Origin of the sequence: Paenibacillus sp. cl141a (assembly GCF_900109305.1) — a bacterium.
In the GTDB taxonomy this organism is placed as follows: domain Bacteria; phylum Bacillota; class Bacilli; order Paenibacillales; family Paenibacillaceae; genus Paenibacillus_AQ; species Paenibacillus_AQ lautus_A.
Genome location: NZ_FNZO01000006.1, coordinates 248,473 through 270,017, shown reverse-complemented (window position 1 = coordinate 270,017; position 21,545 = coordinate 248,473). Strand labels below are relative to the sequence as shown.

At 51.9% G+C, this 21,545-nt stretch carries 25 protein-coding genes and 1 other annotated feature; of the genes, 23 read left to right on the top strand and 2 right to left on the bottom strand.

Translation table 11 applies throughout. The annotated features are described in order from the left end of the window. Positions 1-169: 169 nt before the first annotated feature. The 10 genes from BMX45_RS18795 to BMX45_RS18750 all read left to right on the top strand — a co-directional run bounded on the left by BMX45_RS18795 (position 170) and on the right by BMX45_RS18750 (position 10,362). Positions 170-640 carry a Fur family transcriptional regulator gene (locus BMX45_RS18795; RefSeq protein WP_090910991.1) on the top strand — a complete coding sequence of 157 codons (471 nt, stop codon included), beginning with the start codon at positions 170-172 and terminating at the stop codon, positions 638-640. Continuing rightward, positions 637-894 carry a membrane protein insertion efficiency factor YidD gene (gene yidD, locus BMX45_RS18790; protein ID WP_090910990.1) on the top strand — a complete coding sequence of 86 codons (258 nt, stop codon included), beginning with the start codon at positions 637-639 and terminating at the stop codon, positions 892-894. Before BMX45_RS18795 ends, yidD begins: the two co-directional genes overlap by 4 nt. A 126-nt stretch (positions 895-1,020) precedes the next feature. Next, positions 1,021-1,272 (top strand) — a binding site (T-box leader). A gap of 86 nt (positions 1,273-1,358) precedes the next feature. Then, complete coding sequence (gene metG, locus BMX45_RS18785) at positions 1,359-3,347, top strand: methionine--tRNA ligase (RefSeq protein WP_090910989.1); 1,989 nt, start codon at positions 1,359-1,361, stop codon at positions 3,345-3,347. Between the two features lie 218 nt (positions 3,348-3,565). Continuing rightward, on the top strand, positions 3,566-4,657 hold the full coding sequence (locus BMX45_RS18780; RefSeq protein ID WP_090911041.1) for a metal ABC transporter solute-binding protein, Zn/Mn family: 1,092 nt from the start codon (positions 3,566-3,568) through the stop codon (positions 4,655-4,657). Between the two features lie 101 nt (positions 4,658-4,758). Then, positions 4,759-5,508 carry a metal ABC transporter ATP-binding protein gene (locus BMX45_RS18775; protein WP_090910988.1) on the top strand — a complete coding sequence of 250 codons (750 nt, stop codon included), beginning with the start codon at positions 4,759-4,761 and terminating at the stop codon, positions 5,506-5,508. Positions 5,509-5,528: 20 nt separating this feature from the next. After that, positions 5,529-6,359: a metal ABC transporter permease gene (locus BMX45_RS18770; RefSeq protein ID WP_175495141.1), complete on the top strand. Its 831-nt coding sequence runs from the start codon at positions 5,529-5,531 to the stop codon at positions 6,357-6,359. Positions 6,360-6,376: 17 nt separating this feature from the next. Next, positions 6,377-7,090 carry a cytochrome c biogenesis CcdA family protein gene (locus BMX45_RS18765; protein ID WP_009591263.1) on the top strand — a complete coding sequence of 238 codons (714 nt, stop codon included), beginning with the start codon at positions 6,377-6,379 and terminating at the stop codon, positions 7,088-7,090. A gap of 170 nt (positions 7,091-7,260) precedes the next feature. Next, entirely contained in the window at positions 7,261-7,686 is a 426-nt protein-coding gene (mntR, locus tag BMX45_RS18760; protein ID WP_009591262.1) for a transcriptional regulator MntR, read from the top strand. A gap of 116 nt (positions 7,687-7,802) precedes the next feature. Further along, positions 7,803-9,359: a family 10 glycosylhydrolase gene (locus BMX45_RS18755; RefSeq protein WP_090910987.1), complete on the top strand. Its 1,557-nt coding sequence runs from the start codon at positions 7,803-7,805 to the stop codon at positions 9,357-9,359. 79 nt (positions 9,360-9,438) lie between these two features. Continuing rightward, entirely contained in the window at positions 9,439-10,362 is a 924-nt protein-coding gene (locus BMX45_RS18750) for a patatin-like phospholipase family protein (RefSeq protein WP_090910986.1), read from the top strand. A gap of 49 nt (positions 10,363-10,411) precedes the next feature. Here the strand turns inward: BMX45_RS18750 and BMX45_RS18745 are convergent, their stop codons facing one another. Together BMX45_RS18745 and BMX45_RS18740 are read right to left on the bottom strand one after the other, a co-directional pair. Next, on the bottom strand, positions 10,412-10,747 hold the full coding sequence (locus tag BMX45_RS18745) for a hypothetical protein (RefSeq protein ID WP_009591231.1): 336 nt from the start codon (positions 10,745-10,747) through the stop codon (positions 10,412-10,414). A gap of 6 nt (positions 10,748-10,753) precedes the next feature. After that, positions 10,754-11,746, bottom strand: a complete 993-nt coding sequence (locus BMX45_RS18740; RefSeq protein ID WP_009591233.1) for a DUF1385 domain-containing protein — start codon at positions 11,744-11,746, stop codon at positions 10,754-10,756. Positions 11,747-11,912: 166 nt separating this feature from the next. On the opposite strand from BMX45_RS18740, the gene BMX45_RS18735 reads away from it, so the two are divergent. The 13 genes from BMX45_RS18735 to spoIIIAG all read left to right on the top strand — a co-directional run bounded on the left by BMX45_RS18735 (position 11,913) and on the right by spoIIIAG (position 21,512). Next, a complete protein-coding gene (locus BMX45_RS18735; RefSeq protein ID WP_090910985.1) occupies positions 11,913-12,410 on the top strand; it encodes a YqhR family membrane protein in 498 nt (165 codons plus the stop codon). Between the two features lie 77 nt (positions 12,411-12,487). Further along, a complete protein-coding gene (aroQ, locus tag BMX45_RS18730) occupies positions 12,488-12,934 on the top strand; it encodes a type II 3-dehydroquinate dehydratase (protein ID WP_090910984.1) in 447 nt (148 codons plus the stop codon). Between the two features lie 39 nt (positions 12,935-12,973). Then, a complete protein-coding gene (locus BMX45_RS18725; protein WP_090910983.1) occupies positions 12,974-14,044 on the top strand; it encodes a M24 family metallopeptidase in 1,071 nt (356 codons plus the stop codon). An 89-nt stretch (positions 14,045-14,133) separates the two neighbouring features. After that, positions 14,134-14,691 (top strand): elongation factor P, encoded by a 558-nt coding sequence (gene efp / locus BMX45_RS18720; protein ID WP_015734446.1) that lies wholly within the window; start codon positions 14,134-14,136, stop codon positions 14,689-14,691. 240 nt (positions 14,692-14,931) lie between these two features. Further along, on the top strand, positions 14,932-16,185 hold the full coding sequence (locus BMX45_RS18715; RefSeq protein ID WP_090910982.1) for an aspartate kinase: 1,254 nt from the start codon (positions 14,932-14,934) through the stop codon (positions 16,183-16,185). Between the two features lie 187 nt (positions 16,186-16,372). Further along, entirely contained in the window at positions 16,373-16,639 is a 267-nt protein-coding gene (locus BMX45_RS18710; protein ID WP_090910981.1) for a YqhV family protein, read from the top strand. A gap of 98 nt (positions 16,640-16,737) precedes the next feature. Next, on the top strand, positions 16,738-17,736 hold the full coding sequence (spoIIIAA, locus tag BMX45_RS18705) for a stage III sporulation protein AA (protein WP_090910980.1): 999 nt from the start codon (positions 16,738-16,740) through the stop codon (positions 17,734-17,736). Next, positions 17,729-18,247, top strand: a complete 519-nt coding sequence (spoIIIAB, locus tag BMX45_RS18700) for a stage III sporulation protein SpoIIIAB (protein WP_090910979.1) — start codon at positions 17,729-17,731, stop codon at positions 18,245-18,247. The genes spoIIIAA and spoIIIAB overlap by 8 nt, the downstream gene beginning before the upstream one ends. Before the next feature lie 16 nt (positions 18,248-18,263). Continuing rightward, on the top strand, positions 18,264-18,467 hold the full coding sequence (gene spoIIIAC / locus BMX45_RS18695) for a stage III sporulation protein AC (protein ID WP_007129715.1): 204 nt from the start codon (positions 18,264-18,266) through the stop codon (positions 18,465-18,467). A 10-nt stretch (positions 18,468-18,477) separates the two neighbouring features. Next, complete coding sequence (gene spoIIIAD / locus BMX45_RS18690; protein ID WP_090910978.1) at positions 18,478-18,867, top strand: stage III sporulation protein AD; 390 nt, start codon at positions 18,478-18,480, stop codon at positions 18,865-18,867. A gap of 73 nt (positions 18,868-18,940) precedes the next feature. Beyond that, positions 18,941-20,092, top strand: coding sequence for a stage III sporulation protein AE (gene spoIIIAE, locus BMX45_RS18685; protein WP_254778134.1), 1,152 nt, complete (start codon positions 18,941-18,943; stop codon positions 20,090-20,092). Positions 20,093-20,133: 41 nt separating this feature from the next. Beyond that, entirely contained in the window at positions 20,134-20,853 is a 720-nt protein-coding gene (gene spoIIIAF / locus BMX45_RS18680; RefSeq protein WP_090910976.1) for a stage III sporulation protein AF, read from the top strand. A 14-nt stretch (positions 20,854-20,867) separates the two neighbouring features. Then, positions 20,868-21,512: a stage III sporulation protein AG gene (gene spoIIIAG / locus BMX45_RS18675; RefSeq protein ID WP_090910975.1), complete on the top strand. Its 645-nt coding sequence runs from the start codon at positions 20,868-20,870 to the stop codon at positions 21,510-21,512. The last annotated feature ends 33 nt before the right edge of the window (positions 21,513-21,545 follow it).

The following is a 21,545-nucleotide window of genomic DNA, read 5'->3' as shown; positions in this document are numbered from 1 at the left end:
TTTGTTGGTTTTTGCCGAGGAGGGGGCAGGTTTATGCCGTCCGATTGCCATTCAAGCTCATGGCTGCTTGGCAGGCGGTTTGCCTGTTCACAACCGCTTTCATTGACGCTGTCATTTTTTTCAGGCATTATAAGGAGAGAGTATCTTCAAGTAGAGGAGGTTATTGCGTATGCTTACGACGGAACAGATCATCGACGCCATGTCGGAACATGGGCTGCGCATTACCGATCAGCGCAAGACGCTTGCCAAATTGTTTGGGGAACATCCTGGATATTTGACAGCCAAGGATGTATACGAATATATGGGCCGGAAGTATAGCGGTTTGAGCTTTGATACGGTATACCGGAATCTTCGGGTATTGTACGAGCTTGGCGTATTGGAGCAAGTCGTGTTCGAGGAAGGCGTCAAGTTCCGGGGACGCTGCAGCGAAGAACACCATCATCATCACATGATCTGCCTGCAGTGCCAGAAGACCTATCCGATTACCTTCTGCCCGATGCAGCTGACCGATGCACCGGACGATTTCCAGGTGGTCCAGCATAAATTCGAAGTGTTCGGATACTGCCGGGACTGCGGCAAGGACAATAACGATAAGGAAACTTCGCAGGCCGGTGGAGGAAATCGGGATAACCGGGCATGAGCACGGCGCGCAGGGTAGTGAAGGTGCCGATACACTTCTATCGGAAATTCATTTCTCCTCTGAAGCCGGCGACTTGCCGCTTCTATCCAACCTGCTCGGCATATGCGCTGGAAGCGATTGAGGTGCATGGTGCGCTGAAGGGCTCCTGGCTGGCTGCTAAGCGGATCGCGAGATGTCAGCCGTTTCATCCTGGGGGCATCGATTTGGTGCCGCCGCGCAAGGATAAGATGTCGTCTTCATTGACAGAGGAATAGCGATTTTTTTGGGGTATCATATGGACGATAACCGAAAGCATGCCGCCCGCAGCCAGGGCGATGCCTTGGATCGATGCACACCTTGACACGCTGCGGCTCGTTTGATTAAAATGTAAGAAATTATAGGTATATCCGAGGAAGAGATAAGTACGAAAAGCTTGCCTTGAACAGAGAGCCGGAGGAGCTGGAAACCGGTCTTGGCGAATTTCGGAAAATGGTCTTGGAGGATCCGTTTTTGAGCGCTGCAGCCGGTGGCTGCCGTAAAGAAGCGGCGTGAGCCAGCGTTAATGGACGCCGTATGACGGCAGATGAGCCTGTTGCCCGCAAGGGTACGGGGAATTTGGGTGGTAACACGTGAGAATAACTCTCGTCCCATAGGGGCGGGGGTTTTTTGCTGTTTACTGCTGGTTTTCCTTAAGAATCGCTTGATGCGACATTCAATTTCACGGTAAAGGAAGGTTACAATGGCAGACAAAAAGACGTTTTATATTACGACGCCGATCTATTATCCGAGCGACAAGCTGCATATCGGACATGCTTACACAACGGTGGCCGGCGACGCCATGGCCCGCTACAAACGGCTTCGCGGATTCGATGTCCGTTATTTGACGGGGACCGACGAGCATGGGCAGAAGATCGAACGCAAAGCGGCAGAGGCCGGAAAAACCCCGCAGCAGTTCGTTGACGATATCGTGGCAGGCATCAAGGATCTGTGGAAAAAGCTGGACATATCGAACGAAGATTTCATTCGTACCACGGAGAAGCGCCACACCACGGTGGTGCAGGAAGTGTTCGAACGTCTGCTGAAGCAGGACGACATCTACAAGGGCGAATACGAAGGGTGGTACTGTACGCCTTGCGAGTCGTTCTTCCTGGAACGTCAGCTGGTCAACGGCAATTGTCCGGACTGCGGACGGCCGGTGGAGCTCGTGAAGGAGGAGAGCTACTTCTTCCGCATGAGCAAGTATGTGGACCGCCTGCTTCAGTATTACGAGGAGAATCCGGATTTCATTCAGCCGGTATCCCGCAAGAACGAGATGATCAACAACTTCATTAAACCGGGTCTTGAGGATCTGGCTGTGTCCCGTACAACCTATGAGTGGGGGGTTAAAGTCAAGAGCGATCCGAAACATGTCATCTACGTGTGGATTGATGCACTCCTGAACTACATCACGGCACTCGGCTACGGTACGGAGGACACCAGCCTATATGACAAATACTGGCCGGCGGACTTTCACCTGATGAGCAAGGAAATCGTGCGTTTCCATACGATCTATTGGCCGATCATATTGATGGCGCTCGATGTGCCGCTTCCGAAAAAAGTGTTTGCCCACGGCTGGCTGCTCATGAAGGACGGCAAAATGTCCAAATCCAAAGGGAATGTGGTCGACCCGGTCACGATGATCGACCGGTATGGTCTCGACGCGCTTCGTTATTACTTGCTGCGCGAAGTTCCGTTCGGGGCGGACGGCACGTTTACGCCGGAAAGCTTCGTGGAGCGGGTGAACTCTGACCTCGCCAATGATTTGGGCAACCTGCTGAACCGCACCGTGGCCATGGTCGATAAATACTTTGACGGGGAGGTTCCGGCTTTCTCGGCAGGCGTAACGCCTTTTGATGCCGCGATCGAGGAAGCGGCCAAGTCCGTTTATGACAAAGTCGAAACCGCGATGGAGAATATGGAGTTCTCGGTTGCGCTGACCGCGATCAGCCAGTTTGTCAGCCGCAGCAACAAATACATCGATGAGACCCAGCCGTGGACGCTGGCCAAAGACGAGAGCAAACGGCATGAGCTTGCTTCCGTCATGAGCCATTTGGTCGAGACGCTGCGGATTGCATCGATCCTGCTGCAGCCGTTCCTGACCCGCACGCCGAAGAAAATGTGGGAACAGCTCGGATTGGCGGAAGGGGAATTGACAACTTGGGAAAGCGGACGCCAGCTCGGAGCGATACCGGCTGGTACGAAGCTTCAAAAGGGCGAGCCAATCTTCCCTCGCCTGGATGCGGAGCTGGAAGTGGCCTACATCGCTGAAGCGATGACTGGCGGCAAGAAGGCAGCCGAGGAAGAGTCTACGGGTTCGGCAACTGCTTCGTCCGCCGATAGCGGAGCGGAGCCTGTGGAGCTCAAAGAGGAAATCGGCATCGAGGAATTCGCCAAGGTTGAGCTGCGCGTAGCACAGGTCATCGCCGCCGAGCCGGTCAAGAAAGCGGACAAGCTGCTGAAGCTGCAGCTGGATCTCGGGTTTGAGCAGCGGCAGGTGGTGTCCGGCATTGCGAAGTTCTATACGCCGGAGGAATTGGTGGGACGCAAAGTGATTTGCGTGACCAACCTGAAGCCGGTGAAGCTTAGAGGCGAAATGTCGCAAGGCATGATTTTGGCCGCTTCCTACGGGGATCAGCTCACGCTGGCAACCGTGCCGGAGGGCATGCCAAACGGCGCCATCGTGAAATAAATGACGCTTACGTTGAATTAAGTTGGATCAGACGGTGTACCCTGTTAAGGGTGCGCCGTTATTTTTTTCCTCTAATACGGGGGATATGAGTTCTATATGAAAAACTAATAGTAACTTTTACGATTTGGTTGACAATCACGTCGAACTGCTCTTATAATCTTTTTAGTAAAGTTTACGATTAGTTGAGCGGAGCGAATGTGGGGGAGATGAACATGAACATGAACAAGAGAAAGAGCAAGAACAAACTGAACGGCTGGACTTGGAGCGTAACTTCGATGTTGCTGGCGATGCTCATCCTGTCGGGCTGCGGAAGCAAATCCGGCGGAAGCATAGTTGAAGGCAAGGTTAACGTCATTACGACCTTCTATCCTATATATGAATTTACGAAGGAAATCGGCGGAGACGAGGTCAATGTCGTGAATCTTCTGCCAACGGGCGTGGAACCTCATGATTGGACGCCGCGGAGCCAGGATATCGTCAATACATCCAAGGCTCAGCTGTTTCTTTATAATGGTGCAGGGCTGGAAGGCTGGGCGCCTGGATTCTTAAAGGGTCTCGATAAAGATACGCAAGTGAAACCAGTCATCGTTTCCCAAGGGATCCGACTGATCGACGCCGTGGGGGACGATGGCCACGGGCATGGTGAAGCGGCCCATGAAGAGGAACACGATCACAGTCATGAAGAAGGCGCTGAAGCGCACGAGCACAGCCATGAGGAAGGCAACGGAGAAGATCATACAGGCCATGATCACGAGGAAGAGGCGGCCAAGACGAACACGGACACCCATCATACGGATCCGCATACTTGGGTAAGCCCGAAATCCGCACTGGTCATGGCAGAGAATATCAAGAACAGCCTGGTTGAGGTCGATCCAGAACATAAGGACGGCTATGAACAGCGCTATGAAGCGTTAAAAGAGAAGCTGGTCAAACTGGATAACGACTTTGCGAGCGAGCTGTCCAAACTGCCGAAAAAAGATATCGTCGTATCCCACCAGGCATTCGGTTATCTATGCCGGGACTACGGTTTGACGCAGCATGCGATTATGGGACTGTCGCCAGATGCCGAGCCGAGAGCGCAGGATATCGTGAACCTGACCAAGACGGTGAAAGAGAAGGAAGTGAAATATATTTTCTTCGAAGAACTCGTATCGGATAAACTGGCCAAAACGCTGGCGAACGAAGCGGGCGTGGAAACCTTGGTGCTGAATCCGGTGGAGGGGCTGACCAAGGAGCAGGCAAGCAGCGGCGAGAATTATTTCACGCTGATGGAGAAAAATTTGCAAAATCTAACGAAGGCTTTACAATAAGGAAGAAGGGGGATCATATCCCCCTCTTCTTTCGTGTTATGAACGTATACGGACTCGTATATTTATTATAGAGAGACTACAGAGAGAAAGGCGGCCTGTTTATGGAGCCGGCAGCGCAGGATTGCCACCAACCTATCGTACAAATCAAGGATGTATCCTTTCATTACCGGGATCAACAGGTGATTAAGGATCTTAATTTCACCATAAAAGAGCGGGACTTCGTTGGCATTGTCGGATCTAACGGCGCGGGAAAAACCACCCTGCTCCGCATGATCGTCGGCTTGCTTCCCGCCGCGGAAGGGACCATTGAACTGTTCGGCCAGCCGATCCGTAAATTCCAGGACTGGGAGCGAATAGGCTATGTCCCGCAAAAAAATGCGTTCAACCCGCTGTTCCCTGCCACCGTGCGCGAGGTTGTCATGTCCGGTCTATATAATCGAAAAAAAATGTTTCGCCGTTTGAGCCGCCTGGATCATCAGAAATGCGAGGACGCGCTGGAAGTGATGCGCATTCAGGATATTGCCGATAAACGGATCGGCGCCCTGTCCGGAGGCCAGCAGCAGCGCGTATTCCTTGCTCGCGCGCTGATCAATCGTCCGGATCTGCTTATACTGGACGAGCCGACAATCGGCATTGATGCAGAGACCCAAGCCGGATTCTTTGAATTGATCACCCATATGCATGCCCATCACCATATGACGTTCCTGATGGTCACCCATGATTTGGACATGGTCAAAGACTACCTGGGCGAATCGCCGGTATCGCAGAACGGAAAGATTCAGTTTTTCGTCCGGCATTCCCATGAAATCGAAAACTGCGTGGAAGTGGACTTGCAGCATTCGCTCGTATAATCATAGAAACAAACTTATGGATGCAGGAGAAGGAGACGTTGTCATTGCTTGATATTTTGCTTAGCGATTTTTTCCAGCGGGCGCTGATCGGTGGGGTTCTGATCGGGATTACGGCCCCGCTTATCGGAATATTCCTCGTGCTGCGCAGGCTGTCGATGATCGGCGATACGTTGTCGCACGTCACGATAGCGGGCGTAGCCCTCGGATTTTTGATCGAAGTCTATCCGCTTGCCGCAGGATTGGTATTTGCGGTGCTGGCCTCTTTTGCGATTGAGAAGCTGAGAAAGGCCTACAAAAGTTATGCCGAGCTGTCAATCGCCATTATTATGTCGGGCGGCGTTGCGCTGGCCTCGCTGTTTTTCACGCTGGGAATGGGCTATAATACGGATGTCATGAGTTATTTGTTCGGAAGCATCTATACGCTGGATTCCACAGATATTTATATGGTAGGCGGCGTAACCGTCGTTGTCATTGCGGTGGTGGTTATGTTCTTCAAGGAATTTTTCCTGCTCAGCTTCGAGGAGGATGCGGCCAGCGTCAGCGGCCTGCCCGTCAAATGGATGAACATGATCATTACGGTGCTGACGGCGCTTGTCGTAAGCACTGCCATCAAGATTGTTGGCGCGCTTCTGGTCTCCGCATTGCTGACCATTCCGGTAGCGATCAGTTTATTGCTGGCGAGAAGCTTCCGAAGCTCCATCGTATTATCGGTGATCATCTCCGAAATTGCCGTTATCGGGGGATTGATGCTTGCCGGGGTATTTAATTTGGCACCCGGCGCCACCATCGTGCTGCTGCTGATCAGCCTGCTCATCATTACGCTTGTCGGCAAAAAGGGCTTTACGACATAAGGGGGTTCTAAAATCAAATGGCTGATATTAATATCGGCATCGCGTTTGCGGCCGGTTTCGCTTCATTTATATCTCCATGCTGCCTGCCGCTGTACCCGTCCTATTTATCCATTATTACAGGCATGTCGGTCAATGACTTAAAGAACGAACAGAACCGCAAGGAGGTCCGTTTCCGGACCATGACGCACACACTCGCGTTCATCCTTGGGTTTTCTGCTGTTTATTACACTCTCGGTTGGGGGGCAGGCCTGTTCGGGGAGTTCTTCACGGAATACCAGGACCTGATTCGCCAGTTATCCGCCCTGCTGATCATCGTGATGGGACTTATGCTTATCGGCATTTTCCAGCCTAAGTTTCTCATGAAGGACCGGAAATTCAATTTTAAATCCAAACCGACCGGATACATAGGAACATTTCTATTTGGTATCGGCTTCGCCGCAGGCTGGTCGCCTTGCGTAGGACCGATTTTGACGGCGATCATCGCGCTTGCGGCTTCCGATCCGGGAACGTGGTTCCCGCTGATCACCTCATATTCGCTGGGGTTTGCGGTACCGTTTTTCATTCTGGCCTTTTTCATCGGCTCCACCCGCTGGATCCTTAAATATTCAAGCACGCTGATGAAGGTCGGCGGCGTTTTGATGATTCTGATGGGCGTTCTGCTCTTCACGGATCAAATGTACAAAATCACGATTTGGTTGCAAGGCATTACGCCGGAATGGCTTAAATTCTAATGACGTGGGTAAGGCTGGTTCAATTCATAAGTCGATATTGACATAGGCCCATATTAACATGAGGATTGGACCAGGACTTGCCAACGGGTCTCAAAAACATGTATCATTACTAATGCAGGTAAAACAGTTTTATGGCACGGGTTATGCAATTATAGAAAAGAGGGAATAAGATGCCGACACCTAGCATGGAGGATTATTTGGAGCGCATCTACAAGTTGATCGACGAAAAAGGATATGCGCGCGTTTCGGATATTGCCGAAGGCTTGGAGGTTCACCCCTCATCCGTCACGAAAATGATTCAAAAGCTGGACAAGGACGAATATTTGATCTATGAAAAATATCGTGGTTTGGTTCTGACCAGCAAAGGCAAAAAAATGGGCAAGCGGCTCATGGAACGCCATCATTTGCTTGAGGAATTCCTTGAGATGATCGGTGTACAGGATGAAAACATTTACAGGGACGTTGAAGGAATCGAGCATCACTTGAGCTGGGATTCCATTACGAGAATTGAGACGCTTGTGGAATATTTCAAGCGTGATGAGAATCGACTTCAGGATTTGCGTGACGTTCATAACGAATTAGTCAACGAATCGTAATGTGGCATCTGTCCGCTTGTGACAGATGCTTTTTTAAACTGAACCGTCATATTTACATGGTTATAGTAATAGGTTAGATTACCTGCAAATTTCATATTTTCGGAGGATTAATAGAAATGAAGCTTCGTAGATGGTTGTTGGTGCTGATCATGCTGCTATTGTGTCTCCCGTCGGTGGTCCCAACCGCGCAAGCGAAGGCGGCTCGTATCAGCATTCAGCTGGACGGTGTAAACCTTAACAGTGACGTATCTCCTTACATATTGCCGAAGGTTAACGTAACCATGGTTCCTACGCGGATCATCAGTGAAGGACTTGGCGCATCGGTCGCTTGGAATCAGAAGTTGAAGACGGTAACAATCGGAAAGGACGGTTCGAGCCTGCAATTGACATCCGGCAAAAAAACCGCCCTCGTGAATGGATCATCGGTAGCGCTGGATGCTTCCGTTGAAATCAAGAACGGCCGGGTCATGGTTCCGCTGCGTTTCATCAGCGAGAATCTTGGCGTTCAAGTGGAGTGGAATCAGGCCGCACAGCGCATCTCGCTGTCCACGGGCTCGGTCGTCGTTCCGCCGCCGGTATCAACCGGGGATGAAGTCAGAGGGGCCTGGATATCCACCGTGTTCAATCTGGACTGGCCGAAAACGAAGACCAGCGCGGAACAGCAGCAAGCCTCTTACATCGCCTTGCTGGATTCGCTCCAGGATGTTGGCATCAATACCGTGTACGTGCAGGTCCGTCCGGCCGGTGATGCATTGTATCCATCGACCATGGTACCATGGTCGAAGGTGTTGACGGGTATTCAAGGTGCCGATCCGGGTTACGACCCGGTTGCTTTCATGGTAGAGGAAACGCACAAACGGAATATGGAATTTCACGCTTGGTTTAATCCATTCCGGGCGAACACCGATATTTTGACGGCATCGCTCCATCCGTCCCATGTTGCGCTAAGCCATCCGGATTGGATCGTGAACACGGGCAAGCAGCTGTACATCAACCCTGGGATTCCTGAAGCCAGGCAGCATATTATCGATACGATCATGGAGGTCGTTAACGGATACGATATTGACGGCATCCATCTGGACGACTACTTCTATCCGTCCAATACGGTCTTTAACGATGACGCGGCATACCGCCAGTTCAATAATGGAGCCTACGCCAATCTTGCGGATTGGCGCCGCGGAAATATCAATGCCTTTGTCCAATCGCTCGGAGAGAGCATTCATCGCGCGAAACCGGACGTTGAATACGGAATCAGCCCTTTCGGCGTATGGCGTAATCAGTCCGTGGATAAGACGGGATCGGATACGAAAGCCGGTGTGACGGCTTATGACAGCATGTATGCCGATGTGCGGACCTGGATCCAGAACGGCTGGATCGATTACGTGGCACCGCAGATCTACTGGAGCATGAGTAATCCGGCAGCCGACTATGATAAGCTGGTGGACTGGTGGGCCGGTGAAGTACAAGGAACCGATGTAGATCTTCTGATCGGTCATGCCCCCTACAAACTGGGAACTAGCGAAATCGGCTGGCAGAGCGCATCGGAAATCATCAATCAATTGAAGTACAATCAGAACTATGCCGAAGTGAAAGGCAGCATTTTCTTTAGAGCAGAGAATATTTTAAACAATCCGTTAGGCATTAAAGATCAATTGCAATCATATTATAGATAAATCTGCACGTCCTATAGGTATGAAACATCCCCCGCGCTCATACATAGTCATTAGACCATGTGAGGCGGGGGATTTTTATATGCAGATCAATGCGGTTTTTGAAGGCGGGGGGGTCAAGGGCATCTCGCTTGCCGGGGCTGTCAAGGCGGCGGAGAATGCCGGCATGGTATTCAGCCGCGTTGCCGGAACGTCCTCGGGCTCCATCGTGGCATCCGTGTTGGCAGCCGGTTACCGTGCTGACGAAATCAAGCGCATTATCGAGGAAACGCCATTTCATTCGTTTCTCCAGCGGGCACCCATTTTTAATACAAAGTTTATCGGTCCTGCCTTGCGGGTGTTGATTAAGAAAGGGCTCTATTCCGGAGAGGCCTTGGAGAATTGGATAAGGGAAATCCTGCTGGCCAAAGGGATATTTACTTTCTCCGACATCCCGGCAGGCAAGCTTTATATCGTGGCATCGGACATCACCAATGGCAGGCTGCTGGTGCTTCCGGATGATCTCCGCCAATACGGGATCAATCCATCCACCTTTCCGGTAGCCAAGGCTGTGCGCATGAGCTGCAGCATCCCCTATTTTTTTGACCCCGTCATCCTGCGTTTGTTGGGCAGGGCCGCTAAAGGCAAATCGTTCGGCGAACAATTTGTTTATATCGTGGATGGGGGGCTGCTCAGCAACTTCCCCTTATGGCTCTTTGATCGCGAATCGAAGGGTGGGCCTAAGCCCCTGCCGGTGCTTGGCTTTCAGATGGTCGGGAAGAACAGCAACCTGCCTCATGTGATCGAAGGCCCGATCGGCATGTTAACCGCCATGTTCGAGACGATGCTCTCCGCACAGGATGAACGTTATATCGAGCAGCAAAACCGAAATCGCACGATCAAAATTCCGACGCTCGGCATTGGCACCACCCATTTTAATCTGACCAAAGAGGAGAGCGAGAATTTGTACAATTCCGGTCTGACGGCTGGCACGATGTTCTTCACCCGCTGGAATGCCGAACATTAAAAAAACCGTCCACCCGGCATTTACATGCGCGGGCGGGCGGTTTTTCCGGTTAATGGTATTTAGGAACATCATCGGATGGGTCGGATTTTCCTTTGTGCCCATCGATCACTTGAAACGGATACTGTTTACGTTTAGCAGTTGGGTTGCTTTTGCGAACGGTGCTGTTCTTAGCCGCCGCCAGTTTTGCCGCCGTCCTCTTGGAAGGCTTCACCTTGGGCCGTTTGTTAAAACGGCGTGGCGGGAACTTGTAAAGCACATACACGACAGCAACAATAATTAGAGGAATCAATATTCTCATTCTTGATCCAGGGTCTAACAGGAATACCAGTAGCCCTATGGCGGCCAACGTAATCGCCGTCCAAAAAATGATCGCATGCCTTCTCATGGATTATCACCCTTTCGCGGGATCCAGCACACTTCCTGTCACAGATTGGTGAACTGTAACATTCTCGTATTGAGCATCTAACTCACGCATTCTGTTAAAGGATGCGATGGATACTTCAACTTGATCATCAGTAGGTTCCTTCGTCGTCAGAAGCTGCAGCCACAGACCGGGATATCCGAGAAAACGGAGTACCGGCAGGTCCCGCATGGCATTGGTCAATTTCAGGAATTCAAAGGAAACGCCAAGCACGACCGGAAGAAGCGCAATTCTTTGAATGACCCGCTGCGTCATGGTATCCCATGGCACCACCGAGTAGACAACGACGCCGAGCACAATGGTCAGCATCATGAAGCTGCTGCCGCAGCGATAATGCAGCCGCGTATATTTCTGAACGTTCTTCACCGTCAACTCTTCGCCGGCTTCAAATGCGCTGATGACTTTGTGTTCGGCACCGTGGTACTGAAAGAGCCTTTTTATGACCGGTGTTTGGGAGATCGCCCATAAATACACGAGAAGCAGTATTAATTTAATTACGCCTTCAATCAGGTTATGCACAATATAGTGATCAAATGTATCGCCAAAAAAGAAATCCTCTACAAAAACAGGAACGAGTGTAAACAGCAGCTTGCCGAAAACAAAGGAAAGCACGCTGACGGCGGCCACACCGATAATCATGCTTAAACTCCAGCCGGAGTCTTCCTTCTCTTTCTGCTTCTCTCGTTCTTCGGGCTCCAGCGTATCGTCAGCATAAGCATCGGCAGAATAATTCAAATGTTTGGAGCCTTTGATAGTAGAATCTATGAGACTGACGATGCCGCGAAGAAGCGGGATCTTCCGCAGTTTCCGAACCCATGCCTTGTCTTCGCGAGGCACCTCGAGAAACTTGATTTCATTATTTTTACGCCGCACGGCCGTCACATTCACATGCTTGCCGCCGAACATAACGCCTTCGATTACAGCTTGGCCTCCATAGCTGATCGGGGTTGACTTATCGGACAACCAGTTCACCCTCCCTGACATGTAATTCGTTCTATGAACTATTGTATCGAATTTTGAAAGTAATTTCTAGTTGGATTAGGGCAGGGGAAGCGGTGCATACTACTTTCAGAGATGAAATGGAGAAACAGCGGGGCTTTCGATAACCGAAGAAGAGGAGAATCAATCCATGCATGAACATCAATTTCGTAAGCAGAACCAGATAACCAATCCGTTTACGTATGCCCTGGAGCTGGGCTATTATGCCGGCTTGATCTGGGGGGGCGTGCTTTGGATCTTTTACTGGTTGAGATTCACGAAGGTCGTGCCCGGTTTTTTGCTGGAGCCTTTCTTCAAACATGAATTCCTAAAGACCACTGCCGGCCAAATCGCCGGTTGGCTGTCCTTCATCGCCTTTTCCGTCATCGCTTCCCTCATTTATGTAGCCTTGTTCAGGAAGCTGAAAGGCCCATGGCCCGGGATTGTTTACGGCATCGTGTGGTGGGCGGTGCTGTTCGTTGCGCTCAATCCCTGGCTTCGGCTGACGGACCCGGTGAAGAAGCTGTCCTGGGATACAAACATTTCGGAGGTTTGTATTTTTATATTATGGGGCCTCTTTATCGGTTATACGATTGCGCAGGAATTCACCGACGAGAAACTGCGTGAACCGAAGAAGCTGACGGGTTAGCCAAGAAAAACTTCTCAACCCGATGCCGCCTATGGTAAAATAGCTTTTGGTTATTTGACGAAAAGGTGGGAAGCCCTATGAAATCCATATGGGTGATAAACGGACCGAACTTAAACCTGCTCGGCTTCCGGGAACCGGGCATTTATGGTTCGCTCAGCCTGCAGGCGATCGAAGATAATTTGCGTAAACAGGCGGATCTCGCCGGTATCGGTATTACCTTCTTTCAGTCTAATCATGAGGGTGCTATCATTGACCGTATTCATGAAGCGATCGGACAGGCTGACGGCATACTCCTTAACCCTGGAGCACTGACTCACTACAGCTATGCTGTGCGTGATGCCATCAGTTCTGCCCGCATTCCGACGGTGGAGGTACATCTATCGAATATTCACGCCAGAGAGGAATTTCGTCATACCTCCGTCATAGCGCCTGTGGCTGTCGGACAAATCGCGGGTTTTGGCGCGGCGAGTTACACATTGGGCTTGTCGGCTCTGCTGCAAGTCCTGGTCGACCCAGAAGGGTAGCTCCTAATACGGGATAAGGGTGAGAGGAGAGTTGTTAGAATGAGTAACAAACGAGTGGTTAAATTGCGCGAACAGCTTCAAGCCAAAGGCTTGACGGCTATGCTCGTTGCAAGCCCGATCAACCGCAGATATTTAACGGGCTTTACCGGTTCAGCCGGATATGTGCTGATCACACGCGATGAGGCCTATCTGTTGACGGATTTCCGCTATATGACGCAAGCGCCCCAGCAAGCCGTCGGTTTTAAAGTGGTCGAGCACGGGCCGAAGGTGATGGAGACGGTCAAGGATCTGTTGTCTTCCGAAGGCATCACATCGCTCGGATTCGAACAGGACCATGTTACATACGGCGTGTTTTCCGCATATTCGGAACAGCTCACACCCATCAGCCTGGTGCCGGTTTCGGGCCTTGTAGAAGATTTGCGTATATTCAAGGATGCCGAAGAGTTGAGCATTATGCAGCGGGCAGCGGATTTGGCTGATCAGACGTTCAGCCATGTTCTGACGATCCTGGCTGCCGGCAAAACGGAACGGGAAATCGATCTCGAAATGGAAATGTTCATGCGCAAGCATGGCGCAACCGCATCTTCCTTCGACACGATCGTTGCTTCCGGCGAGCGTTCGGCGCTTCCTCACGGCGTAGCCAGCGAGCGGGTCATTCAAGGGAACGAATTCGTTACGTTTGATTTCGGCGCGCTGCTGGACGGGTACTGCTCCGATCTCACGAGAACCGTGGCGCTCGGCAGTCCTGATCCGAAGCTGAAGGAGATCTATGATATCGTGCTCGAAGCGCAGCTTAACGCACTGGATCATATTAAACCAGGCATGACGGGACGCGAGGCAGACGCTTTGGCTCGCGATATTATTTCACGTTATGGATACGGGGAATATTTCGGCCACAGCACGGGGCATGGATTGGGCATGGAGGTGCATGAATCGCCGCGGCTGTCCAAGCTGAGCGATGACGTGCTGCAACCCGGCATGATTGTAACGGTGGAGCCGGGCATTTACCTGCCTGGACTGGGCGGTGTCCGCATCGAAGATGATATCGTCATCACGGAAACGGGCATTCGCATACTGACAAGCTCGTCCAAAGATTACACCATACTGTAATAATGGTTCGAAACTCGTCTTTTTGAGCTTGTGCTTTAAGAAAAATGTGTACTATATTAAATAGACCGCATCCATAGGAGGGAATCTTAGTGATTTCAGTTAACGATTTTAAAACAGGTTTGACCGTAGAAGTTGATGGCGATATTTTCACCGTATTGGATTTTCAGCATGTTAAGCCGGGTAAAGGCGCAGCTTTCGTACGTTCCAAATTGAAAAACCTTCGCAACGGCAACACCGTTGAGAAGACGTTCCGCGCAGGCGAAACGATCGGCCGCGCCATCATCGACAACCGTGGCGTTCAGTATCTCTATGCCAGCGGTCAAGAGCATGTTTTCATGGACAACGAAACTTACGATCAGTTCAGCTTGACCAGCGAGCAGCTGGAGTGGGAACTTAACTTCCTGAAAGAGAACATGAACGTTAACATTATCAGCTACCAAGGCGAAATCCTCGGGATCAACCTGCCTAACAGCGTCGAGCTGAAGGTCGTTGAAACCGAGCCTGGCATCAAAGGCAACACGGCTACCGGCGCTACGAAAAACGCCAAAGTGGAAACCGGCCTGAATGTACAAGTACCGCTGTTCATTAACGAAGACGATGTGCTTTTGATCGATACACGCGAAGGTAAATACATTTCCCGTGCATAACATGCAATAAGCGGGGACCCTTCAACGATGGACGGGGTGCCAATATCTTCTAAACCAACGCGACTCCTGTACGAATGTACGGGAGTTTTTTGCGATAAGCGGACTTGGCGTCTTAAGTCTGTTTTCTTTTTGCTTTGAAAAGCCTTGACGGGGTGACTCACTTTCGTATTATACTGTTTTAAAGTGAGAAACCACCTGAGCACTGTTACATACCGATATTAGTGGGGAGTGAAAGAAGCATTGTCACTGTACGTCATGAAATTCGGAGGCAGCTCTGTAGGGGATACAGAACGCATGAAGCGCGTTGCCAGAAGAATTGTAGAGAAACAAGATGAAGGTCATCAATGTGTGGTCGTGGTGTCTGCCATGGGAGATACGACGGACGATTTGATTGACCAGGCAAAGCTGTTAAACGAGAATCCACCGGCACGGGAAATGGATATGCTGATGACCACGGGGGAGCAGATATCCATCTCGCTGCTATCCATGGCGATTCACGGTCTCGGTCGCAAGGCAGTGTCCTTGACCGGCTGGCAGGCAGGATTCCGCACGGAAGCCGTCCATGGTAAAGCCCGCATTACAGATATAAAGCCTGAGCGCGTGCACAAAGCGCTTGACGAAGGAAATGTCGTCATTGTCGCGGGATTCCAGGGCATGTCCGAAGACGGAGAGATTACAACGCTTGGACGCGGGGGCTCAGATACCACCGCGGTAGCCCTTGCGGCTGCCATTCAAGCGGATGTATGTGAAATATATACGGATGTGGACGGGATATACTCCACGGATCCGCGGGTAGTCAAATGCGCGCGCAAACTGAAGGAGATTTCCTATGACGAGATGCTCGAGCTTGCCAATCTGGGCGCGGCAGTTCTTCACCCGCGTGCGGTGGAGTATGCGAAGCATAATCAAGTCAAGCTTGTCGTCAGATCCAGCTTTAATCATAACGAGGGTACGGTTGTTAAGGAGGAAACAAGCATGGAACAAGGTGTGGTTGTCAGCGGAATTGCATTCGACAAGAATGTAGCGAGAATCAGTATTCTGGGCGTAGCCGATACCCCGGGCGTTCTAGCCCAAGTGTTCGGAGAGCTTGCAAAAGAATCGATTGACGTTGATATCATCGTGCAGAGCGGCGTTCAGAACGGCGAAGCGGACTTTTCCTTTACGGTGTCCTTGGCGGATCGGGAGCGTGCGTTGTCCGTGATCGAACACATTCGCGGCAAGCTGCCGTATCGCGACGTTACCTCGGAAGACCATCTTGTGAAAGTATCGATTGTCGGCGCGGGCATGGTCAGCCATCCCGGCGTGGCGGCACAAATGTTTGACGTGATCTCCCGGCAGGGAGTCAGCATCAAAATGGTCAGCACGTCCGAGATCAAAGTATCCTGCGTCATCGAGGGAAGCAATCTCGAAGGGGTCGTGCAGGCGCTTCATACCGCGTACGGATTAGATACGGATCAGCAGGCTTCCGTAGGCGGACCGCAGGTTCGCCGATAACAGGATTCAACCGTCATCATCGATATTCATAGAGTTAATCCCGGTCATTTATGACCGGGATTTTTTGTGCTGACTGAAAGATTCGAAGATCCCTTCTATGAAATTGAAAAAATAGAGATAAAACGAGAGGGCCCCGCATATTTTTAATCATCACACATGTGAAGAAGGAAGAAGGAGGATATATCGCATGCTGGACAAGTTTGTCGCTAGTATGGCAACGCTTCGGATTTTCTCGGGCAGCCTTGAGATCGTCGCGGCCATCATCATGCTGCGCCTGAACCAAGTCGATAAAGCGCTTGCCGTGAATTCGGCATTGGCGTTTACGGGCCCGCTCATTTTGATTGTGACCACAACCATCGGCCTGGTGGGAATGGCAGATAAATTGTCATGGGGGAAGATCGGCTGGATATTGTGCGGCGTCTCCTGTCTCTTATACGGGGTTTTAAAAAAATGATAGATTCGCTGCATATTTTTCAGGTACAAGCATACACATGGGATATGAAGTTCTCTTATTAGAAGATGATCACAAAGGACAACCTGGGGGAAATTGATATGACATTGAATTGGTTAGACCTGTTTCCCGAAACCGTTAAACGCATGCTGCTGAACCTATCGAAAGAGCTTCTCGAACATGTGGAGGAGGTACGGATCCGGGAGGAGCGTCCGCTGGAGATCAATTCGGCGGGCAAGCATCATTTCCTGGACAGGCGAGGCGGACTCACCTTACGGCCTGAAGAAGCGTATAAGCCGACGCGTGAAGATACCCATAGGCTGCTGGACCTTATCAGCAATCATTCCCTCTACACCATGGAAGAGGAGCTGCGAAAGGGGTTTATCACCATACCAGGAGGCCATCGGGTCGGGCTGACCGGCCGGACGGTGCTGAGCGGCGGCAGGGTGGAGCACATCCGGGATATCAGCGGATTTAATGTCCGGATTGCCAAGGAAATACAGGGAGCCGCGGACGACATCCTTCCTCATCTGCTAGACCGGAAACGGAAAAGGGTAATGCACTCGCTGATCTTATCTCCGCCCCAGCAAGGCAAAACGACGCTGCTCAGAGACCTGGCTAGACAGATCAGCTACGGCAAGTGGGGAAACTCTTCCGTGCATTGGCCGGGAATGAAGGTGGGCATCGTCGACGAGCGTTCCGAGATCGCGGGTTGTTTGCGCGGCGTACCCGGATTCGATGTCGGCCCTCGCACGGACGTAATGGATGGCTGTCCGAAAGCCGAAGGGATGATGATGATGATCCGTTCGATGTCTCCGGACGTGCTCATTGTGGACGAGATCGGCCGGCCGGAGGATGCGGAAGCGGTGATTGAGGCCTTGCATGCCGGCATCAGCGTAATTGCAACGGCGCATGGCTCATCCGTTCAGGACATGCGGGGCCGGCCCGCCCTCTCGGGACTTCTGGAGAACCGGATGTTTGAAATGTATGCGGTTCTTAGCCGAACGGGCGACCACCGATCATACAAGCTGTATGACGGAGGCCAGCGAACGCTTCAGACGGCTATCAGCGGCCAGCCGGGAGGTGATGCCTATGCTTAAACTGGTCGGGGCCGTGCTCGTGCTGGGTGCAGGAACCTTAGCCGGATTCTACCAAGCCCAGCAATTCGCAGCAAGACCCAGACAGCTGCGAGAACTTATTCTCGCGCTTCAACGGCTGGAGACGGAAATCAGCTACGGCTTTACGCCGCTGCCCGACGCGCTGGAGCGAATCGGCGGTTCCCTTCGTGAACCGCTCAAATCTTTATTGGCCTCCGCAGCGCTTTATATGAGACCCGATTACGGTTTATCCGCACAGGACAGCATCCGCAAGGCGCTTGGCGAATATTGGAAACGCACATCGATGAAAAGTGCCGAGCGCGAGGTGTTGGAACAGCTAAGCGGCGTACTTGGCACCAGTGACAGACAGGACCAGATCAAACATATCGCTCTGGCCGTGGGACAGCTCAAGCATGAAGAAGCAGCGGCAAGGGATGACCAGGTCAAATATGAAAAAATGAGCAAAAGTCTGGGACTGCTCATTGGAGCATTGATCGTCATATTGATCTTTTAGCGAGGTGCCAAGGGAAATGAACATTGAAGTGAACGCGATCTTCCAGATTGCCGGTATTGGCATCATTATTGCCATGATTCATACCGTCCTGAAACAGATGGGGAAAGAGGACATGGCGCATTGGGTAACCCTCATCGGGTTCGTGGTTGTATTGTTTATGGTCGTAAGGCTGCTAGACGATTTGCTGAAGGAAATCAAAAGTATTTTTCTATTCCAGTAGGTGGACATTTATGGAAATTATCCAGGTGGTAGGATTGGGCATCATCGCTACCGTGCTGATCTTGATTGTCAAGGAACAGAAACCGCTCTTTGCCTTTCTTCTCGCCCTGGCGACATCGCTCCTCATCTTCCTGTTCCTGATCGGAAAGATCGGTAATGTCATATCCATGCTGGAAGATCTGGCGGAGAATTCCGGCGTTCAGATCATCTATCTGAAGACGGTTCTGAAAATCATCGGAATCGCCTATATCGCGGAGATGGGGGCACAGATCGTTCGAGATGCCGGACAGGAATCGATCGCATCCAAAATAGAATTGGCGGGAAAAGTGCTCATATTGGTGCTCGCTGTACCGATTATCGGGATCATCATCGAGACGGTCCTGAAGCTCCTCCCGGCTTGAAAAAAGGTGGGGGGACATGGTGACAGGAGCAACACTTCGAAGAGGCTTGGCCGTGTTTTGCCTACTGATCCCGATGCTGTTGCTGTCCGGATGGCTCTGCGGGACGATCGGTGCGGCTGCCGCCGCCAATCCGGCCGATGAATGGGTCGAGCAGCAGACGCAGCAGCTGCCAACGGATCAGGTCGAGAAATACTGGGACCGGCTCATGAAGGATTACGGCGGGTTCTTCCCGGATGGCAAGACGCCCTCCCTGATGGATATGCTGCTGCCGGGCGGCGACGGGCTGAGTTTCAAAGGGGTTATGTCCGGTATCGGAAAATTTCTGTGGCACGAGGTGCTCTATAACGGCAAGCTGCTGGCGACCATCGTCATGCTTAGCATTATGAGCCTAATCCTTGAGAACCTGCAGACGGCCTTCGAAAAAAGCACCGTGAGCCGGGTAGCGTATACGATCTGTTACATGGTGGTCCTGGTCATCGCGGTCAACAGCTTCAGCATCGCGATCGGATATGCGCGTGACGCCATCACCCAAATGATCGATTTCATGATGGCCATGCTTCCCTTGCTCTTTGCGCTGATGGCCTCGATGGGCAATGTCGTCACCGTCTCGGTGGCCCACCCGCTGGTCATATTCATGGTACATACGGTAGGCACGCTGATCAGCACGATGGTGTTCCCGCTTCTGTTCTTCTCGGCTCTGCTGCATCTGGTTAGTTCCTTATCCGAAAAGTACAAGCTGACCCAGCTGGGGAACCTGCTGCGCGGGATCTCGATGGGCGTCCTGGGTGTGCTGCTTACCGTGTTCCTCGGGGTTATCTCCGTTCAAGGGCTGACCAGCTCGGTTACGGACGGCGTAACCATCCGGGCAGCCAAATACGTAACCGGCAATTTCGTTCCGGTAGTCGGCAAGATGTTCGCAGATGCGACGGATACTGTGATCTCGGCTTCGCTGCTAGTGAAGAATTCCATCGGGCTGGCGGGAGTCATCATCATTTTGTTCCTTTGCGCATTTCCTGCGATCAAGATCTTGACGCTTGCCTTGATATATAACGTCGCGGCGGCGGTCATGCAGCCGCTTGGCGATACCCCAATCGGCACCTGTCTCCAGACGATCGGTAAGACGATGCTGTACGTTTTCGCGGCCTTGGCCGCGGTGAGCTTGATGTTCTTTCTCGCCATAACGATACTGCTCACGGCTGCCAACATCACCGTCATGATGAGGTGAGACAGATGATAAGCGGCGACAAAGCTTAGGAGGTATGACGAATGGACTGGCTTGGAGATTGGCTGAAAAGCGTCATCATGGTGGTTCTCTTTGCGTCCTTCGTTGATTTGATCCTGCCCGGGAAGGCGCTTGAACGCTACGCTAGGCTGGTCCTGAGCTTGTTGATTCTGCTCACGCTGCTCAGTCCCATCATTACATTCATTACGGATCCGCCGGAGAACCAACTGGCGATGGAACTGGAGCGGCAGGAGAAGGGGCTGCCGGAGGAAATTCAGCTGGAGCATATCATGGCACAGGCCGAAAAGCTCAAGGATACGCAGCAGAGTCAAAGCCTTCAATGGGCAGGCAATGAATTAGCCAAGGTGATGAAAGAAGAGATCACGGCTGAAACAGGGGAAGCCGTTCAAGAGGTCAGGGTGGTGCTGTCCGCGGTTGCCGGGCAGGGCAAGGAATATGCCGGCGCTGCGATACGCTCCGTTGACGTAAGGCTGGCTGGGGATGGGCCGGCGACTGCAGAAGTAGGGGAAGACGACAGGCGTCCCATCGGCGTAACGCCAGTGGATTCCGTTCAGGTGAACGTGAATTCCATGGCACAGGAGAAGGATGGGAAGGCGGCAGCAAAAGAAAGCGCAGAGCCAGTCAGCAAAGCCGAGGAAGCCAGAGCAGAACCGGTTCGGGATTACATTAGCCGCCGATGGGATTTGGAGCCGGAACTGATCAGGATATATGCACCGGGGCAGGATCAGGACAACAAGCTGTAGCGGAGGTGAGGAGGATGGGAAATTGGTTGAAGCGGTTGGAGCAGTGGCTTGGGGGAGGGGCCGGCGGAGCAAGGAAGATGCAGACTTTCAGGTGGCTGATCATTCTTGGCCTGATCGGCGTCGCGATCATGCTGTTCAACTCCTTCGTCAATGTCAAGAAGCTCGATCATGAGAATATCGGCCGCGAACCGCCGCCGGACACCGCCGCGGTCTCAACAACCCAGGGGGCTGCGAGCAGCAGCGGCGGCGGTGAATTCGAGAGCATCGAGCAGGATTTCGAAATGCGCACCAAGACCATGCTGGAACAGATCGTTGGCGTCGGGTCCGTGGATGTCATGGTGACCGTGGAATCTACGGAAGAACTGGTGGTGCAGCGAAATATGAAGGATACGCAGGAACTCACGGAAGAAACCGATGCCAACGGAGGGAAACGCCATGTCACGAGTTACCAGCGCGACGGCCAGATCGTCACCTATGATTCTTCGGGCGAAGAGACGCCGATCGTGACCAAGAAGATCAAACCTCAGGTCCGCGGCGTGCTCGTCGTAGCCAAGGGGGCGGAGAATGAAGTCGTCAAGAGCTTGATCGTGGATGCGATCCAGCGGGGTTTGAACGTTCCATCTTATCGCATATCCGTTGTCCCTCGCAAACAGGAATAACGTAAAGTCCTACGGATGATCCGATCATTCGTG

Excerpts from the sequence above, each read along its gene's own strand:
- BMX45_RS18795 (WP_090910991.1), top strand. The coding sequence starts at position 170 with ATGCTTACGACGGAACAGATCATCGACGCCATGTCGGAACATGGGCTG.
- yidD (WP_090910990.1), top strand. The coding sequence starts at position 637 with ATGAGCACGGCGCGCAGGGTAGTGAAGGTGCCGATACACTTCTATCGG.
- metG (WP_090910989.1), top strand. The coding sequence starts at position 1,359 with ATGGCAGACAAAAAGACGTTTTATATTACGACGCCGATCTATTATCCG.
- BMX45_RS18780 (WP_090911041.1), top strand. The coding sequence starts at position 3,566 with ATGAACAAGAGAAAGAGCAAGAACAAACTGAACGGCTGGACTTGGAGC.
- BMX45_RS18775 (WP_090910988.1), top strand. The coding sequence starts at position 4,759 with ATGGAGCCGGCAGCGCAGGATTGCCACCAACCTATCGTACAAATCAAG.
- BMX45_RS18770 (WP_175495141.1), top strand. The coding sequence starts at position 5,529 with ATGCAGGAGAAGGAGACGTTGTCATTGCTTGATATTTTGCTTAGCGAT.
- BMX45_RS18765 (WP_009591263.1), top strand. The coding sequence starts at position 6,377 with ATGGCTGATATTAATATCGGCATCGCGTTTGCGGCCGGTTTCGCTTCA.
- mntR (WP_009591262.1), top strand. The coding sequence starts at position 7,261 with ATGCCGACACCTAGCATGGAGGATTATTTGGAGCGCATCTACAAGTTG.
- BMX45_RS18755 (WP_090910987.1), top strand. The coding sequence starts at position 7,803 with ATGAAGCTTCGTAGATGGTTGTTGGTGCTGATCATGCTGCTATTGTGT.
- BMX45_RS18750 (WP_090910986.1), top strand. The coding sequence starts at position 9,439 with ATGCAGATCAATGCGGTTTTTGAAGGCGGGGGGGTCAAGGGCATCTCG.
- BMX45_RS18745 (WP_009591231.1), bottom strand. The coding sequence starts at position 10,747 with ATGAGAAGGCATGCGATCATTTTTTGGACGGCGATTACGTTGGCCGCC.
- BMX45_RS18735 (WP_090910985.1), top strand. The coding sequence starts at position 11,913 with ATGCATGAACATCAATTTCGTAAGCAGAACCAGATAACCAATCCGTTT.
- aroQ (WP_090910984.1), top strand. The coding sequence starts at position 12,488 with ATGAAATCCATATGGGTGATAAACGGACCGAACTTAAACCTGCTCGGC.
- BMX45_RS18725 (WP_090910983.1), top strand. The coding sequence starts at position 12,974 with ATGAGTAACAAACGAGTGGTTAAATTGCGCGAACAGCTTCAAGCCAAA.
- BMX45_RS18710 (WP_090910981.1), top strand. The coding sequence starts at position 16,373 with ATGCTGGACAAGTTTGTCGCTAGTATGGCAACGCTTCGGATTTTCTCG.
- spoIIIAA (WP_090910980.1), top strand. The coding sequence starts at position 16,738 with ATGACATTGAATTGGTTAGACCTGTTTCCCGAAACCGTTAAACGCATG.
- spoIIIAB (WP_090910979.1), top strand. The coding sequence starts at position 17,729 with ATGCTTAAACTGGTCGGGGCCGTGCTCGTGCTGGGTGCAGGAACCTTA.
- spoIIIAC (WP_007129715.1), top strand. The coding sequence starts at position 18,264 with ATGAACATTGAAGTGAACGCGATCTTCCAGATTGCCGGTATTGGCATC.
- spoIIIAD (WP_090910978.1), top strand. The coding sequence starts at position 18,478 with ATGGAAATTATCCAGGTGGTAGGATTGGGCATCATCGCTACCGTGCTG.
- spoIIIAE (WP_254778134.1), top strand. The coding sequence starts at position 18,941 with ATGCTGTTGCTGTCCGGATGGCTCTGCGGGACGATCGGTGCGGCTGCC.
- spoIIIAF (WP_090910976.1), top strand. The coding sequence starts at position 20,134 with ATGGACTGGCTTGGAGATTGGCTGAAAAGCGTCATCATGGTGGTTCTC.
- spoIIIAG (WP_090910975.1), top strand. The coding sequence starts at position 20,868 with ATGGGAAATTGGTTGAAGCGGTTGGAGCAGTGGCTTGGGGGAGGGGCC.